The sequence below is a fragment of the Mycobacterium sp. IDUB_19 genome, from assembly GCF_055419445.1.
Window position 1 is genome coordinate 41089 of sequence record NZ_JBVAXR010000009.1, and the last position, 15031, is coordinate 56119.

General features: G+C 64.6%; 17 protein-coding genes. 8 read left to right on the forward strand and 9 right to left on the reverse strand.

Features of this window, described 5'->3' with window-relative positions:
- On the reverse strand, window positions 1–1275 hold the full coding sequence (locus ACZY0B_RS09970; protein ID WP_463763936.1) for a competence/damage-inducible protein A: 1275 nt from the start codon (window positions 1273–1275) through the stop codon (window positions 1–3).
- Window positions 1276–1443: 168 nt separating this feature from the next.
- A complete protein-coding gene (locus ACZY0B_RS09975; protein WP_463763937.1) occupies window positions 1444–1749 on the reverse strand; it encodes an MTH1187 family thiamine-binding protein in 306 nt (101 codons plus the stop codon).
- Window positions 1750–1787: 38 nt separating this feature from the next.
- On the opposite strand from ACZY0B_RS09975, the gene dtd reads away from it, so the two are divergent.
- From dtd to ACZY0B_RS09990, 3 genes are all read left to right on the forward strand, one after another.
- On the forward strand, window positions 1788–2219 hold the full coding sequence (dtd, locus tag ACZY0B_RS09980) for a D-aminoacyl-tRNA deacylase (RefSeq protein ID WP_463763938.1): 432 nt from the start codon (window positions 1788–1790) through the stop codon (window positions 2217–2219).
- A gap of 66 nt (window positions 2220–2285) precedes the next feature.
- Window positions 2286–3209 carry a class I SAM-dependent methyltransferase gene (locus ACZY0B_RS09985; RefSeq protein WP_463763939.1) on the forward strand — a complete coding sequence of 308 codons (924 nt, stop codon included), beginning with the start codon at window positions 2286–2288 and terminating at the stop codon, window positions 3207–3209.
- Window positions 3210–3232: 23 nt separating this feature from the next.
- Window positions 3233–4024, forward strand: coding sequence for an HAD-IB family hydrolase (locus ACZY0B_RS09990; RefSeq protein ID WP_463764042.1), 792 nt, complete (start codon window positions 3233–3235; stop codon window positions 4022–4024).
- On the opposite strand, the gene ACZY0B_RS09995 is transcribed toward ACZY0B_RS09990, so the two are convergent.
- From ACZY0B_RS09995 to ACZY0B_RS10005, 3 genes are all read right to left on the reverse strand, one after another.
- Window positions 4021–5046 (reverse strand): alcohol dehydrogenase catalytic domain-containing protein, encoded by a 1026-nt coding sequence (locus ACZY0B_RS09995; protein WP_463763940.1) that lies wholly within the window; start codon window positions 5044–5046, stop codon window positions 4021–4023. The genes ACZY0B_RS09990 and ACZY0B_RS09995 overlap by 4 nt on opposite strands.
- Window positions 5047–5056: 10 nt before the next feature.
- On the reverse strand, window positions 5057–6988 hold the full coding sequence (locus ACZY0B_RS10000; protein WP_463763941.1) for a flavin-containing monooxygenase: 1932 nt from the start codon (window positions 6986–6988) through the stop codon (window positions 5057–5059).
- A 94-nt stretch (window positions 6989–7082) separates the two neighbouring features.
- The gene (locus ACZY0B_RS10005) at window positions 7083–8438 is read right to left on the reverse strand and encodes an HNH endonuclease signature motif containing protein (protein ID WP_463763942.1); all 1356 of its coding nucleotides are present in this window, start codon (window positions 8436–8438) and stop codon (window positions 7083–7085) included.
- A 121-nt stretch (window positions 8439–8559) separates the two neighbouring features.
- Here ACZY0B_RS10005 and ACZY0B_RS10010 point away from each other — a divergent pair, with 121 nt between their 5' ends.
- The 3 genes from ACZY0B_RS10010 (at window position 8560) to ACZY0B_RS10020 (ending at window position 10818) form a co-directional block, all read left to right on the forward strand.
- Window positions 8560–9057: a nitroreductase family deazaflavin-dependent oxidoreductase gene (locus ACZY0B_RS10010; protein WP_463763943.1), complete on the forward strand. Its 498-nt coding sequence runs from the start codon at window positions 8560–8562 to the stop codon at window positions 9055–9057.
- Window positions 9058–9105: 48 nt separating this feature from the next.
- Entirely contained in the window at window positions 9106–9570 is a 465-nt protein-coding gene (locus tag ACZY0B_RS10015; RefSeq protein WP_463763944.1) for a hypothetical protein, read from the forward strand.
- Window positions 9571–9687: 117 nt separating this feature from the next.
- Window positions 9688–10818 (forward strand): nitronate monooxygenase, encoded by a 1131-nt coding sequence (locus ACZY0B_RS10020; RefSeq protein WP_463763945.1) that lies wholly within the window; start codon window positions 9688–9690, stop codon window positions 10816–10818.
- 6 nt (window positions 10819–10824) lie between these two features.
- Here the strand turns inward: ACZY0B_RS10020 and ACZY0B_RS10025 are convergent, their stop codons facing one another.
- The 4 genes from ACZY0B_RS10025 to ACZY0B_RS10040 form a co-directional block, all read right to left on the reverse strand.
- Window positions 10825–11049 carry an Rv1893 family protein gene (locus ACZY0B_RS10025; RefSeq protein ID WP_463763946.1) on the reverse strand — a complete coding sequence of 75 codons (225 nt, stop codon included), beginning with the start codon at window positions 11047–11049 and terminating at the stop codon, window positions 10825–10827.
- A gap of 43 nt (window positions 11050–11092) precedes the next feature.
- Entirely contained in the window at window positions 11093–11389 is a 297-nt protein-coding gene (locus ACZY0B_RS10030) for a hypothetical protein (protein WP_463763947.1), read from the reverse strand.
- Window positions 11389–11787: a hypothetical protein gene (locus tag ACZY0B_RS10035; RefSeq protein ID WP_463763948.1), complete on the reverse strand. Its 399-nt coding sequence runs from the start codon at window positions 11785–11787 to the stop codon at window positions 11389–11391. The genes ACZY0B_RS10030 and ACZY0B_RS10035 overlap by 1 nt, the downstream gene beginning before the upstream one ends.
- Window positions 11788–11900: 113 nt before the next feature.
- Window positions 11901–12362, reverse strand: coding sequence for a dihydrofolate reductase family protein (locus ACZY0B_RS10040; RefSeq protein ID WP_463763949.1), 462 nt, complete (start codon window positions 12360–12362; stop codon window positions 11901–11903).
- Window positions 12363–12691: 329 nt separating this feature from the next.
- Here ACZY0B_RS10040 and ACZY0B_RS10045 point away from each other — a divergent pair, with 329 nt between their 5' ends.
- Both ACZY0B_RS10045 and ACZY0B_RS10050 read left to right on the forward strand, forming a co-directional pair.
- Window positions 12692–13978 carry a cytochrome P450 gene (locus tag ACZY0B_RS10045; RefSeq protein ID WP_463763950.1) on the forward strand — a complete coding sequence of 429 codons (1287 nt, stop codon included), beginning with the start codon at window positions 12692–12694 and terminating at the stop codon, window positions 13976–13978.
- A 26-nt stretch (window positions 13979–14004) separates the two neighbouring features.
- Window positions 14005–15018 carry an alcohol dehydrogenase catalytic domain-containing protein gene (locus ACZY0B_RS10050; protein WP_463763951.1) on the forward strand — a complete coding sequence of 338 codons (1014 nt, stop codon included), beginning with the start codon at window positions 14005–14007 and terminating at the stop codon, window positions 15016–15018.
- Window positions 15019–15031 lie beyond the last annotated feature (13 nt).

A 15031-nucleotide genomic window follows, 5' to 3' on the forward strand; every position in this document is an offset into this window, starting at 1 on the left:
TTAAAGGGGCGCCTGCTCGCTCAGCGCGCGTCGCAGCATATGCATCGCGACGGTCGCCGAGCGCTCCCGGATATCGGAGCGGTTGCCGGGAAGCCGCAGTGTCCGGGTGTCGGTTCGGCCTTCGGCGAGCCGGACGGTGAAGCAGACCGTTCCCACCGGCTTTTCCGGCGTTCCCCCGCCGGGACCGGCGATTCCGGTGATTGCGACTGCGGTATCGGCATCGAAGCGCTGCAGTGCGCCCGCCGCCATCGCCTCGGCCACCGGTTCTGACACCGCGCCGTGCGCTTCGATCAGCGCGGGGTCGACGCCGAGCAGCTGCACCTTCGCTTCGTTCGAGTAGCTCACCACGCCGCCCATCACGTAGTCCGACGATCCGGGCCGGTCGGTCAGCCGTGCGGCCACCAGGCCCGCGGTGCAGGACTCCGCGGTGGCTATCCGGCGCCCGGACACTAACCGGGCGACCAGATCGTCGACCTGCGATCCGTCTTCGGAGTACAGCTGCTGGCTGTGCCGCTCACGCAGCAGCTGGGTCAGTCGGGCGTAGGCCTGCGCCGCATCCGGTTCGTAGCGGGTGACCATCTCGATCTCGCCCCGCCGAAGGCACGTGGTGATCTCCAGCGACTCGAATCCGGGGACGGAATTCTGGGCATCGCGCAGCGTTTCGGCCAGACCCGACTCGGGCAGGCCGAACATCCGGATGGTCTCCTGGCGGTAGATCGTCCTTCCGGCGATCGCCTGCTGCGCCGCGGCAGTCTCGATGGCCGTGTGCCACATCGGCTGAAGCTCGCGCGGCGGTCCGGGAAGCACGATCACGGTGGGCTTTCCGGGCACCACGACGCCCGGGGCGGTGCCCACCGGATCGAGCACCTGCGCACCGGCGGGAACCATGGCCTGCTTGCGGTTGGCGGCGCGCACAGCGTCAAAACTTTCCGAATCAAAGTGCGCCATAAGCTTTTTGAGGATGTTAGCGATCTTGCCTTCGACTTCTTCATCGAGTGCCAGCTCGCGCTCGCAGAAGCGCGCCACCACCTCGACGGTCATGTCGTCGGCCGTCGGACCCAGGCCGCCGCTGGTGACGATCAGGTCCACACCCTGCTCGGCCATGAAGCGAAGCTGCGCCTCGATATCGGAAGGGCGATCGCCGCAGATGGTGATGTGCGCCAGCTCCACACCCAGTTCCAGCAGCCGGTCGGCGATCCACGGGCCGTTTCTGTCTTGGACGCGTCCGGTGAGGACTTCGGTACCGGTGACGACGATGCCTGCGCGTGCGCTCACCGGCATGAGCCTACGCACCTGCGCTCCCGGGTCGGCCGGGCGGATTGCTCGCGTGGGCAGCCCTGGCGTCGAGTGTGTGCTGATGGCGGGGACACGCCGGTCGAGGCCGCCCCGGACGCACGCGCGAAGCCGTCAGCGCGCGCTCGCCCGGCCGGGCGGCAGCACCAGCTAACCGTCGGCGAGGTAGCGCTCGACCGTGGCGACTTTCTGCGTCATGGCATCCTGGGCGCCGACTCGCCAATCCGCCTTGATCACGGTGCTGACCCTGGGGGCTCGAGCGGCCACGGCCTCGACGGCGCGCTGCACGACCGCCATCACTTCCTCCCAGGTGTCGCCTTCGATCACGGTGAACATCGAATCCGTCTTGTTGGGCAGACCGGAATCACGCACCACCCGAACCGCTTCGGCAACGATCTCGCCGACACCCTCGCCGACGCCGAGCGGGGTGACGGAAAACGCGACTAGGACAGACACCTGACGAGCGTACCCATCCGGCCTGGCAGCATCGAAGTATGCGGGTTCTGGTGCAACGGGTCTCGTCAGCGGCGGTATCCATCGATGGCGAGGTGGTGGGTGCCATCCGGCCCGAAAGCCAGGGGCTGCTGGCGTTTGTGGGCGTCACCCACAGCGACGATGTCGACAAGGCGCGCCGCCTTGCCGAAAAGCTCTGGAACCTACGTATTCTCGCCGAAGAGCGGTCCGCGGCCGACGTCGATGCGCCGATCCTGGTGGTCAGCCAATTCACGCTCTACGCCGATACCGCCAAGGGCCGCCGGCCATCCTGGAACGCCGCGGCACCCGGAACGGTCGCCGAACCATTGGTCTTGGCGTTCGCGGAGGCTTTGCGCGGGTTGGGTGCCCACGTCGAAACCGGCGTGTTCGGCGCGAATATGCAGGTCGAGTTGGTAAACGACGGACCGGTAACGGTGTTTCTTGAGCTCTGAGCAAGTCCGCGCAGGTACCTTTGATATGTCGGCGCGTTGTGGCCGATCGATCTAGGAGGGGCGACCATGGGCACCGCGCCTGAATCCGGGCCTGAATTCGGCTCGCTCCGTTCCGATGACGACCAGTGGGACATCGTCAGCAGCGTCGGCTATACCGCCCTTCTGGTGGCGGGATGGCGCGCGCTGCACGCGGTCAGCGCGCAACCGCTGGTCCGCGACGACTATGCGAAGGTATTCATCGAGGCGTCACAGGACCCGTATTTGGCCGGTGTGCTTGCCAATCCGGGAACCAATGACGACGAGACCGCCTTCCCGCGCCTGTATGGCGTGCAAACACGTTTCTTCGACGATTTCTTTGCAGCCGCGGGTGACGCGGGTATACGGCAAGCAGTAATAGTGGCTGCCGGATTGGACTCTCGCGCATATCGCCTTGAATGGCCGCACGGAACAAGCGTTTTCGAAATCGACCTGCCGAAAGTCCTGGAATTCAAGGGGCGTGTGCTGGGCGAGCATGGCGCGGTACCCAAGGCGTCGCGGGTCGAGGTCGCTGCCGATCTGCGTACCGACTGGTCCAGGGATTTGGAAGCGGCCGGCTTCGACACCGAAAGGCCCAGTGCCTGGTCGGTGGAGGGGATATTGCCCTACCTCACCGATGAAGCCCAAAACACGCTCTTCACCCGGATCAGCGGGCTTAGTGCTCCCGGCAGCCGAATCGCCATCGGCGCACTGGGATCGCGGCTGGACCACGATCAGCTCGAAGCGCTGGAAACCAACCACCCCGGCGTCAACGTGTCCGGTGATGTGGACTTCTCCGCGCTTACCTACGAGCCCAAGGGCGATCCCGCCGAATGGCTGGCGGCACACGGCTGGAGCGTTGAGCCCGTTCGCAACACCCTCGATTTGCAGGCCGGCTACGGCATGACGCCGCCGGACGTCGACGTGAAGATCGACAGTTTCATGCATTCGCAGTACATAGCGGCAACCCGGTAACGGACGGAGTCGACGTGGCGACGATGACGATGCTCTCCCCCGACGATGCCATTGCCGAGATCGCCGCCAGTTCACCGGGACCAAAGGTCGGTGCGTTCTTCGACCTCGACGGGACGTTGGTCGACGGCTTCACCGCTGCGGTTCACGTCGGTGACCGGATCCGGCGCCGCCAGGTCGGGATGGGCGAGCTCGTCGGCGTGTTCGAAGCCGCGCTGCGATATCGATTCGGCCGCCTCGAATTCGAACACCTCATCGTGCGGGCCGCGGGCTATCTGCAAGGCGAGTCACTGGTCGACCTGGACGAGCTGGGCGAGCGGTTGTTCGTCGAACGTGTTGCCTCGCGGCTGTATTCGCACATGCGTGAAATCGTGCAAGCGCATCAGGAGCGCGGGCATACCGTTGTACTGAGTTCATCGGCGCTCTCGATTCAGGCGCTGCCGGTCGCCCGCTTTCTCGGGATCTCCAACGTGCAGTGCAATCGTTTCGAGCTCGACGACCTTGGCCGGCTGACCGGCGGAATCCTCAAACCGGTTGTGTGGGGCACGACGAAGGCAGCCGCGGTGCAGCAGTTCTGCACGGACAATGACGTTGCGGTGCAACATAGTTACTTCTACGCCGACGGTGACGAGGATGCGGCGTCGATGTCCGTCGTCGGCTATCCGCGACCGGTGAACCCCCGCTCAGGCTTGGCCGCCGCTGCCGCGGCACACGGCTGGCCGGTGATGTGCCTCGCGTCGGTGAGGCGCCGTCCGATGCGGCCCCTGCGCTATCTGGCGAATCACGTTCGCCGTGACGCGCAGCGCGCCGGTGACTAAGGCTTCAGCAGGATTTTCACGTCGTCGCCCGAACGCGACTCCGCGGTCGCGTACCCCTTGGCGGCTTCGTCCAATGGCAATGACGTGGTGAAGATGCCGTCGACGTCGAGCCGGCCGGACTGCAGCAGCGGGATCAATTCCGGCCAGGTCCGTTGCACCGGCGCCGTGGTGAATCTCAAGCTCGTGCTGCGAATCAGGCAGCCCAGGGCGTTGAGGGGAAACGGATTCATGTCGTGCACACCGACAACGGAGACTGTGCCGCCCGGCCGTACCGCGTTGATCGCGTCGGTTAGGGAGGCGTCCGTGGCGACGGCGTCGATCACCGCGTCGGCACCACGTCCGCCGGTGGCCGCCATGATCGCCTCGAGGGCCGGCGCTTTGACCGGCGTCGCACCCCATTTGGCGGCACGGTCCAAGCGGCCGTCGACCTGATCGACGGCGAAAACCGTTGCGGCGCGCTGGAAAATTGCGCTGCGCAGCGAGCACAAGCCGACCGCGCCCAAGCCCATGACCGCCACGGTGCCGCCGACCGGAATGTCGGCGCGCTGCGCCGCCGCCCAGCCGGTGGCGAGGTTGTCGGTAAGGAGCAGAGCCTGTTCGGTGCTGATTCCCTCGGGCATCTTCAGCAGCTGGAAATCGGCGGCCGGCACGGCGAGGAGATCGGCTTGTGCACCACCGAGCAGGCCCCCGCCGAAGATCTGAAAACCGGCGTAGCACATGACCGGATCGCGGGTGGCACATCCCGGGCAGGTGCCGCAGCCGGTCACCGACGAGACCATGACCTGGTCGCCGGCCTTGACGGTGCGCACCTCGGGCCCGACCTCGACCACGGTGCCAACCGCTTCGTGGCCCAGGGCGATCGGGTCGGTCATCGGAAAATCGGCCTCGTAGAAATGCAAGTCGGATCCGCAGATGCCGGCGGCGGTGACTTCGACGATCGCTCCGTCGGGGCCGGGAAGTGCGGGATCGGGACGGGTGTCCACCCGGATGTTGCGGGGTCCATCGACGACTACCGTGCGCATAGTGGTGTGCTCACTTTCCTTGTCGCACAATAAATTGAGACCAGTCAGGCTCGCGGACCGCCGCCCAGTACTCGTTGAGGCGCCACGGGCTAACGGTATGGATCTCCCCGTCGGCGTTCTTGAAGTAGGAGTGCTTGACCGCGGGGTGTGACCACACCATTTTCTTGATCTGGGCCTGCGTCCGCTGATGCCAGTCGGTGGCGGCTTCGGACTTGGGCTCCATCGAATGCACGTCTGCGTCGGCCAATCGCTGCAGGCACTGATCGACGTAGCGCATCTGCAGCTCGGACTGGAAGATCAGGCTGCCGCCGTGGGCCAGGTGGGTTCCGGGCCCGTAGATGATGAAGAAGTTCGGGAAATCCGGAACCGTGATGCCCAGGTAGGCATACGGTCGGCTCCCCCACATCTCGCGCAGGTCGATTCCGTTGCGCCCGGTCACTTTTAGTGGCCACAACACGTCGGTGTGCCGGAACCCGGTTGCGTAGACGATGATGTCGACCTCGTGCGTGACGCCGTCTTCGGTGACGACTCCGGCTGGGGTGATCCTTTGGATCGGGGTGCGGACCAGTTCGACGTTGTCGCGCTGCAGTGTCTGCAGCCAGCTGCCGTTGTCTTGCAGGGTCCGTTTGCCGCAGGCGGGATAGTCGGGCATCACCTTGGCCAACAGTTCGTGGTCGTCGCCGACCTGGCTGGTGATCCACTGGGAGAACATCATTGCGGCGGCGGCGTTGATGTCGCTCACCGCCGCGTCTTGGTCGGCATAGCTCGGATCGGCTTCGGCCGCGTCGAGGCCCTTGTCCGAGCCGGGCCACAGGACGAGGAACCGGTACCACCGTCCGTAGAACGGCAGGTTGCGCATTGCCCAGCGCACACCGTCACCGACTTCGTCGTGGTACATCGGGTTCGGGAACATCCATTGGGCGGTCCGCTGGAACACGGTGAGATGTTCGACGTCGGCGGCAATGGCGGGTGCGATCTGGAAGCCGCTGGCGCCGGCACCGATCAGGGCGACCCGCTTGCCGCTGACGTCGACCGAGTGATCCCAGGCCGCGGAGTGAAACGACGGGCCCTCGAAGCTTTCGGCGCCGTCGAATTCGGGGATCTGTGGCCGATTGAGCTGGCCGACGGCGGTGATCACGGCGCGTACCCGCAGTGTGCTGGTCTGCCCGTCGGCGTCGCGCAGCGAAACGCTCCACATCCCCTCGTCGTCATTCCATTCGGCGGCGAGAACCTCGGTGTTCCAGCGGATGTGCTCGGCAAGGTCGTGCTTCTTCATCACCTGGGTGAAATAGTCCTGCAGCTCGTCCTGCTCGGCGAAGAAATGCGTCCAGTCATTGTTGGGTTCGAAGCTGTAGCAATAGAAATGGTTCGCCACATCGACGCGAGCCCCGGGATAGCTGTTCTCCCACCATGTTCCGCCCGGGCCGGCGTTCTTCTCCACAATCGTGAATCCGATGTTGGCCTGTTTGAGCCGAACGCCGGCAAGCAGTCCGGATTCCCCGCATCCGACGACGAGGACCGGGACGTCGGCTGCGCGCTCGGCGGGTATCGCCGCCGGCCGGCGCGGGTCGACGCCGTCGAGGTCCAGTTCTTCGGCGACCAGGGATAGGTAGTCGTCGGGAACGTGCTCGCAGGCCGCCCAGTCCATCATTTCCCTGATCAGTTCCGGGCTCAGCGGTTCGGGCTCGGGACATCCCCGGTCGCGATACTCGCTGATCACGGTCAGCGCCTCGGCGCGGGCGCGGGCCTTGTCCTCCTCCGACATGAATCCCTGCACCTCGTTGAGGAAGATGCCCATCTGTTTGTAGTCGCGAATGAATCGCGGGTCGCCGGTGATGTGGACGAGCGACAGCAGCAGCGTGGGAATGCTGACGTCCGCCAAGGCGGCCGCGATCTCCGGCGTTGACGTGGTGAAAGGGCGGCCGGAGTAGGGGCTGCGCATCGAGCCGATCCTTTCGGTGGACGGGGAAATCCTATTACGCTACGGACCGTTTCGTAATTGGCAGCACTACGCTACCTGCTGCCGACGGAGCGGATCAAGAGTCGTCACCGCTAAGCAACGTCTCGGGGTGGTGGAAGGTGTTGACGCGCGGCTGGCCTCGGTCAAGGTGGGGCGGTGGGATCCATTCGGTGTCGCCGTTGGCGCGTTTGCGAGTGTTCCAGCCCCCGGGCTTGACCAACCGATGGTGGGACCCGCAGGCGAACGCGAGGTTGTCCATGTCGGTCGTCAGGCATGCGGCGTAGTCGTCGACGTGGTGGACTTCGCACAGATAGCCGGGTACGTCGCAGCCGGGCGCCGAACAGCCACGGTCCTTGGCGTAGAGCACAATTCGTTGCCCAGGAGATGCCAATCGCTTTCCGTGACAAAGGCCTACCGCGCGGCCCTTGTCGAATATCGCAAGGTAATGGTGCGCGTGCCGGGCCATGCGGATGACGTCGCTCATGGGTAGCAGAGTGCCGCCGCCAGTGAGCGCCGTGCCGCTCGCGGTTTCCAGTTCTTCGAGCGTCGTGGTCACGATGATTGTTACCGGTAACCCGTTGTGCTGAACCAGTTCTCCACTCGCCAACATCGCGCGTAGTGCGGCTTGCAGTCCGTCATGATTGCGTTGGCTTGTCGACCGGGAGTCATGCTGGATCGCCTCCTCCCCCGGCGCGCCGTTGATGACGGGGGTGGGGTCGTCAGGGTTGCACATCCCGGGAGCGGCCAATTTCGCCAGGACGGCCTCGAACGTGGCGCGCGCTTCCGGCGTCAGCCAGCCACCAAACCGCGACATGCCGTCGACATCCTGCTTGGCTAGCGTCAGCCCACGTCGTCGCGCCCGATCGACGTCGGTGAAGTTGCCGTCGGGGTTGAGGCAATAGGCGAGCCGGTCTGCAAGCTTGCGTACCTGCTCCGGCCTGAACTGGGCGGCTTGGTGGGCCAGCTGTCGTTCGGCGCATTCTTGGGTTTCCACGTCCACCCACTGCGGCAATTGAGCGAAGAACTCGCGAATTACCGATACCTGGCCGGAGCCGATGGCACCGTCGCGCAGCGCGGCGGCGGTGGCCGGCAACCGGGGTTCCAACTGCTCGCCGGTCAGCGCGTGCCGTGGCCCCAGATCGCTGGCCTCGGCTACCCGTCGTGCAGCGTCGGCACGGCTGATGTGCAACCGGTCCGACAAGGCGCTGGCGAGTCGTCCGCCTAGTTCAACTGGCGTGGCTTGGTGATCGATCTGGTTGATCAGCTGGTGGCCAGGAACTTGGAGTCGGCGCGTCTGGTGTTCGAGTATCTCCAACAGCCCCAAGCGTTCCGGGTTGGTCAGCGAATCATAAGTATGCCGTTGGATACGAGACACTATGGCGCGCAACGCGTCGTAGTCGTCCCGGATCTCCCCAGGGCAAATCGAACTCATGTTCGAATGATACGACCGCCCACCGACACAAAATGCCCCGCCGAAACCATTGGAAGAGAAGTGGCGCAAGTGATTTCGCGGGCCGAGCGCGCGAATTCCAAAGACGTGGGATTCTTGGGCAATGCCGCAGGACCGGCCGAACCAGGTGTACGAGCTGTACCTTCGCGTCACGCGGCAGCTGGGCCACTATCGCTGGTTCTCGGTGTTCATCAAGCACGTCGGCTCGCGGCTGGACCGGGCGCTGATCCACGCGAGCCGGGGTCGACTGTCGATAAGCGGTCCCGCGATGCCGACAATGCTCCTCACCACAACCGGCAGAAAGAGCGGCAAAGAGCGAACCGTGCCGGTGTATTACGTGCGCGACGGCAAGAATCTCGTGGCCGTCTGCGAGGACTTCGGTCTGCAGACAGCGTCGAGTTGGCCAAAAAACCTGCTCGCCGAACCGACGGCGCGCGTCGAGATTGACGGCGTCACGGCCAGTTTTGTGTCGCGACTGGCCACTGCGGACGAAGCAGACCGAAACATGGCGAAACTCATCGAGATGTGGCCGGCGCACGACACTTACGTCAAGCGAAGTGGCACACGTCAGGTGTTCGTCTTCGAGCCGTTGAGTTCGTAGCGTTTGAACCAGACAATGCGCCAGTGAGTGACCCGGAGGTGGATGAGCATGGTTCCCCTGCTCACGGCCTGCAGCGGGTTCCTTTTCGCCGTCTTGTGGATGGATTTGATGTTCGACGTCCAGGTTCTGAGGTACCGATCCGCCGGTGCGGAATTGCCCGAGCCCGTACTGGCTTCCATCGCGGGCTATTACCACCGCGCGACCACCACCTCGCGGCCGATGAGCCGGCTGATCGCTCTGGTGATGTTGATTTTGTTGGGCGCGTTAGGTTTTCAGGCAACCCGGGAACAAGACCCAGCCTGGCTGCTGGTGCTGTCGGCCGGGCTTGGCGGTATCCCGGCGATGCTGGCGTTGACGCAGACGGTTCCCGACGCGGTTCGGCTCGGCCATCGCGCCGATAGCGTGCCCGAACAAAGCCGCCTGGCACGGTCGGTCTGTCGCGATCACCTCGTCTGTGTCGGGTGCATGCTTGCGTTCCTGATCCTGTGGGTGGCCCGCACCTTGGCGTTCTGACGCGCCGGAGCGACGCGTCGTAGTTGCAGCGCGCTAGTCAGGGGCCACTGGCCACGTCATGGGCGCGCGTACTAAACTAGAACACGTTCCAATTCGGCCAGCATCCCAGGAGTTGTAATGCACACCCCTATTTGCGACGAACTCGGTATCGAGTTCCCGATCTTCGCCTTCACGCACTGTCGCGATGTCGTGGTGGCGGTCAGCAAGGCCGGGGGGTTCGGCGTGCTCGGAGCGGTCGGCTTCACCCCCGAGCAACTCGAGATCGAGCTCAACTGGATCGACGAGAACATCGGCGACCACCCGTACGGCGTGGACATCGTGATCCCGAACAAATACGAGGGCATGGACTCGAACCTGTCGGCCGAGGAGCTGACCAAACAACTCCAGGCGATGGTTCCCCAGGAGTACCTGGATTTCGGAAAGAAGATCCTTGCCGATCACGGCGTGCCGGTTGACGACAGCGACGGCGACACCCTGCAGCTGCTGGGTTGGACCGAGGCGACAGCCACGCCCCAGGTCGAGGTGGCGCTCAAGCACCCCAAGGTGAAGATGATCGCCAACGCGCTCGGCACCCCGCCCGCGGACATGATCAAGCACATCCATGAAGCCGGACTCAAGGTTGCCGCGCTGTGCGGCTCCCCCTCGCAGGCACGTAAGCACGCCGACGCGGGCATCGACATCATCATCGCCCAGGGCGGCGAGGCCGGCGGGCACTGCGGCGAGGTGGGCTCCGTCGTGCTGTGGCCGCAGGTCGTCAAGGAGGTGGCTCCGGTCCCCGTCCTTGGCGCGGGAGGCATCGGCAGCGGCCAGCAGATCGCCGCGGCCCTGGCGCTGGGCTGCCAGGGCGCATGGACCGGCTCGCAATGGCTGATGGTCGAGGAATCCTCGAACACTCCGGTTCAGCAGGCCGCGTACGTCAAGGCCGGTAGCCGCGACACCGTACGTAGCCGTTCGTTCACCGGCAAGCCGGCCCGCATGCTGCGCAACGACTGGACCGAGGCGTGGGAGAACCCGGACAACCCGAAACCGCTCGGTATGCCGTTGCAGTACATGGTTTCCGGCATGGCCGTGCGGGCGACCAACAGGTACCCCAACGAATCCGTCGACGTGGCGTTCAACCCGGTCGGTCAGGTTGTCGGGCAGTTCAACAAGGTGGAGAAGACGTCGACCGTGATCGAGCGCTGGGTGCAGGAGTACCTGGAGGCGACGAACCGGCTCGACGAGCTCAACGAGGCTGCCACCGTCTGACGGCGACTACTCGTCGTCGACTTCGTACTTACCGCCGGTAAAGACTTCCTTGGTTCTTTCGACGGCGTGTGTCGCGATGTCGATCGAATTCTCGACGATGCCGCTGACACCGCCCTTGAGATCGCCTCGGATGATGTCGCTGGCGTTTTCGACGATGTCTGAAGCCTTTTCGACGGCATTGGTCGCGATGTCCTTGACCGCGTCCACGGCGTCTTTGGGGTTGACCGCCACTGGAGTCTCCTATCGTTGCGGACTTTGATACGACTCTAGAGGGTCAGTAGTTGACCAGGGTGCGCCAATAGTCCTCGGGGATCTCGGCGCCGGAGCGCAGTATCCGCGCCAACCCCACGGCCATCGCGATTCCGAGCAGCCCCAGCCACAGCCCCGTCAATCCGATAATTGCCCAGAGCGCGGCGGTGACGTCTGGCCACGGCGATAACACCGCGAGCACCGGCGCGAAGAAGAAGCCGGTCCCGACGTACCAGGCCGAGCCGGCACGGTCAGACATCAGCACGAAGCGCAGCCACCGAGGAATCGGACTTTGCGCAGGCCGACGTTCGCGCATGATCATTACCCGGAAGGCGGGAAGAACCCTGCGCCGGTGAACCAGCCTTCTTGCCACCCTTGGGCTCCCAGGCAGAGCATCGGAAGCCCGCGGTCTGACTGTGCCGCCGACTGCGGGCCCGGGCACTTCGCCCCGGCCTGCTGGACTCCATACAGCGGATACGAGATCACCCAGTAGCCGGTGGTCGCCGCGGGGAACTGGTTAGGTGGCGGGAAATGGCACGCTTCGGCCTGGCCGCTGGGGCCGCGTCCGAAAATGAAGCTCTCGTAGTTGTCGCACGGCGCACCCAACGAGGCCTGATAGTTCATCCCCGGTACGTCGCCTTCGTAACCGGCTGCCGCACACGGTGCGACTGCGACGGCGCCTGCCGTGATCGCGGCGACGCCGAGTAATTCGCGAATCATGCGCTCCACCCCTTCGCGTGAGCGTCACCTGGTCCGTCGGTGTGCCGGTGACCTGGACAAAAGCATATAGATTGTGCCGCGCGCCACAAGGTGGTTTTGCGCGACCCCCTTCGTCAGCGCACCGGCTGGTAGGTACAGATCAGGACGCCGGTCCCGGTGGTCGTCGCCGCAACCAGCTTGAGGGCGCGCGACCGACCGTCGCGGGGGAACACTCGTTTTCCACCGCCGAGCAGGATGGGTTCGATCATCAGCCGATACTCGTCGACCAAGTCGTGTGCGATCAGTTGTGCTGCCAATGACGCACTTCCCATGACCTGAATAGTTTTGCCGTCGTCGGCTCGCAGCCGGCGAATGGCCCCGATGGCGTCATCGGCGGGAAGCAGAGTCGAGCCGCGCCAGGTCAGGTCGTCGTCGATCAGCGTGCGCGATGCCACGTACTTGGGGATCTCGTTCATCCGGCCAGCGAACGGATCGCCGGCGCGGCCCGGCCACGCGGGGGACATCGCCTGCCACGTGCGCCGGCCGAACAGGAGTGCCTCCGTGTCGGCCATGGTCTCGGCGACGGCGGGCCCCATCGTTTCGGGTTCGAAGTACGGCTCGAACTAGCTCAAGACCATCCGCCGTGCGCGAACCCGTCGTCGGTGTCCTCCCCCGGGCCGCCCGGGGCTTGGACCACGCCGTCCAGACTCATGAAGTCGCTCAAGACGATGCGCATGGCTCGTGCCTTTCGGTTGGCCGTTGCCGCTTGTGCGTTTAGACCGGCGTGATGCCCGGAACTCATCGCCGGTGAACATGTTGCAATTCGGTCGGGCGAACTTGTGTCAATGCTTCCCAACGGTGGTGTAGCAGTGGTTTATTTGGCACAAGACATACGACTAGAAGACTTCGTATCGAGGAGTGGGCCTTGTCAACTACCAAGCCGACCACCAAGCCGATCCCCAATCTCCCTCCGGGGTTCGATTTCACCGATCCAGACATTCACGCCGAGCGACTGCCGGTGGAAGAACTGGCCGAGCTGCGCCGCACCGCGCCGATCTGGTGGAACGAGCAGGCTAACGGCTCCGGCGGATTCGATGACGACGGCTACTGGGTGGTATCCAAGCACAAGGACGTCAAAGAGGTTTCGCGGCGCAGCGATGTGTTCTCCAGCCTGGAGAACACCGCCCTCCCCCGCTATCGCGAGGGCACGGTCCGCGAGCAGCGCGAGACCGGCAAGTTCGTGTTGCTCAACATGGACGCCCCGCAACACACCCATCTACGCAAAATCATCTCCCGCGGCTTCACTCCCCGCGCCGTCGAACGGTTGCGCGACGACCTCAACGAGCGCGCCCGTCAGATCGTCGCGACCGCCGCCGCTGCCGGTTCCGGCGACTTCGTCGAACAGGTGTCGTGCGAACTACCGCTGCAGGCCATCGCCGGGCTGATGGGTGTGCCCCAGGAAGACCGCATGAAACTGTTCCACTGGTCCAACCAGATGGTGGGCGACATGGATCCTGAGTTCGCCCGCAACGACGCCATGGGCGCCTCGGTCGAACTGATCACGTACGCCATGCAGATGGCCGCCGACCGGGCGCAAAACCCCGGGGACGATATCGTCACCAAGCTGATCGAGGCCGACGTCGACGGGCACAAGCTCTCCGACGACGAATTCGGGTTCTTCGTCATCCTGCTCGCGGTCGCGGGCAACGAGACGACCCGCAACTCGATCACCCAAGGCATGATGGCCTTCACCGATTTCCCAGAGCAATGGGAGCTGTACAAGCGGGAGCGTCCCGTCACCACGGCCGACGAGATCGTGCGGTGGGCCACCCCGGTCACGTCGTTCCAGCGGACAGCGCTCGAGGACTACGAGCTGTCCGGCGTGCAGATTAAAAAGGGTCAGCGAGTGGTAATGGTCTATCGCTCAGCCAATTTCGACGAGGAGGTCTTCGAGGACCCGTTCAGCTTCAACATCCTGCGTGATCCCAACCCACACGTGGGATTCGGTGGCACCGGCGCGCATTACTGCATCGGGGCCAACCTGGCGCGCATGACGATCGACCTGATGTTCAACGCGATCGCCGACGCCATGCCCGATCTGGAATCGGTCGGCAAACCCGAACGGCTACGGTCGGGCTGGCTCAATGGAATCAAGCACTGGCGGGTGGACTATCACACCAATGGGGCTGGAGAATGCCCTGTCGCGCACTAAGGTACCGATTCGGCTGGGGGTAAGCAATGCCGACACATCAAGCTGTCCAAATGCAGTCCCCTGGTGGGTCTTTGGAGCTGGCAGAGGTCGAAACGACACCACCGGGCCGTGACGAGGTAAGGCTGACAGTCAAGGCATGCGGCGTGTGCGGTACCGACCGCGCCTTCGCCAGCGGTGGCTTCCCGAACATGACGTGGCCGCTCACCCTTGGGCACGAAATCGCCGGAACCATAGCCGAACTCGGTGATGGCGTGCAGGGTTTCGCGGTCGGCGATCGTGTCGCAGTCGGCTGGTTCGGCGGAAACTGCAACCGTTGCGATGCCTGCCGCAAGGGCATCTTGATTCACTGCGCGAACATGAAGGTTCCGAGCTGGCAGTACCCCGGCGGCTACGCGCAGTCGGTGACGGTGCCGGCCAATGCGCTGGCCCGGATTCCCGCCGAGCTGTCGGATGTGGAGGCCGCCCCGATGGGTTGCGCCGGTGTCACCACGTACAACGCGTTGCGCCATACCAAGGCATTGCCCGGCGACCGGGTCGCGATCCTCGGTGTCGGCGGACTCGGCCACCTCGGGGTGCAATTCGCGCGGGCAATGGGCTTCGAGACCATAGCGATCGCACGCGGTACCGGCAAGGAAGCCGATGCCCGGAAATTGGGCGCGCATCATTACATCGACTCCACCAGCGGTGACGTCGCCGCGGCGCTGCAGGCACTGGGCGGCGCAACGGTGGTGTTGGGCACGGCCGGGAACTCGGCGGCGATGGCCGACACGGTCGGCGGATTGCTGCCACAGGGCGAACTGATCACCATCGGCGTGACCGCTGATCCGCTGCCGATCAGTCCGGTCCAGCTCATCACACCGGGGGTCAGTATTACCGGCCACCCGTCCGGCACATCGAAAGATGTCGAAGACACAATGCATTTCGCTGTGCTGTCGGGGGTGCGGGCGTGGATCGAGGAATTGCCGCTGTCGCAGGCCGCCGATGGCTACGCGGCTCTGGAGCAGGGACGAGCGCACTACCGCACCGTTTTGACCATGTGAATACAGTCGGTCT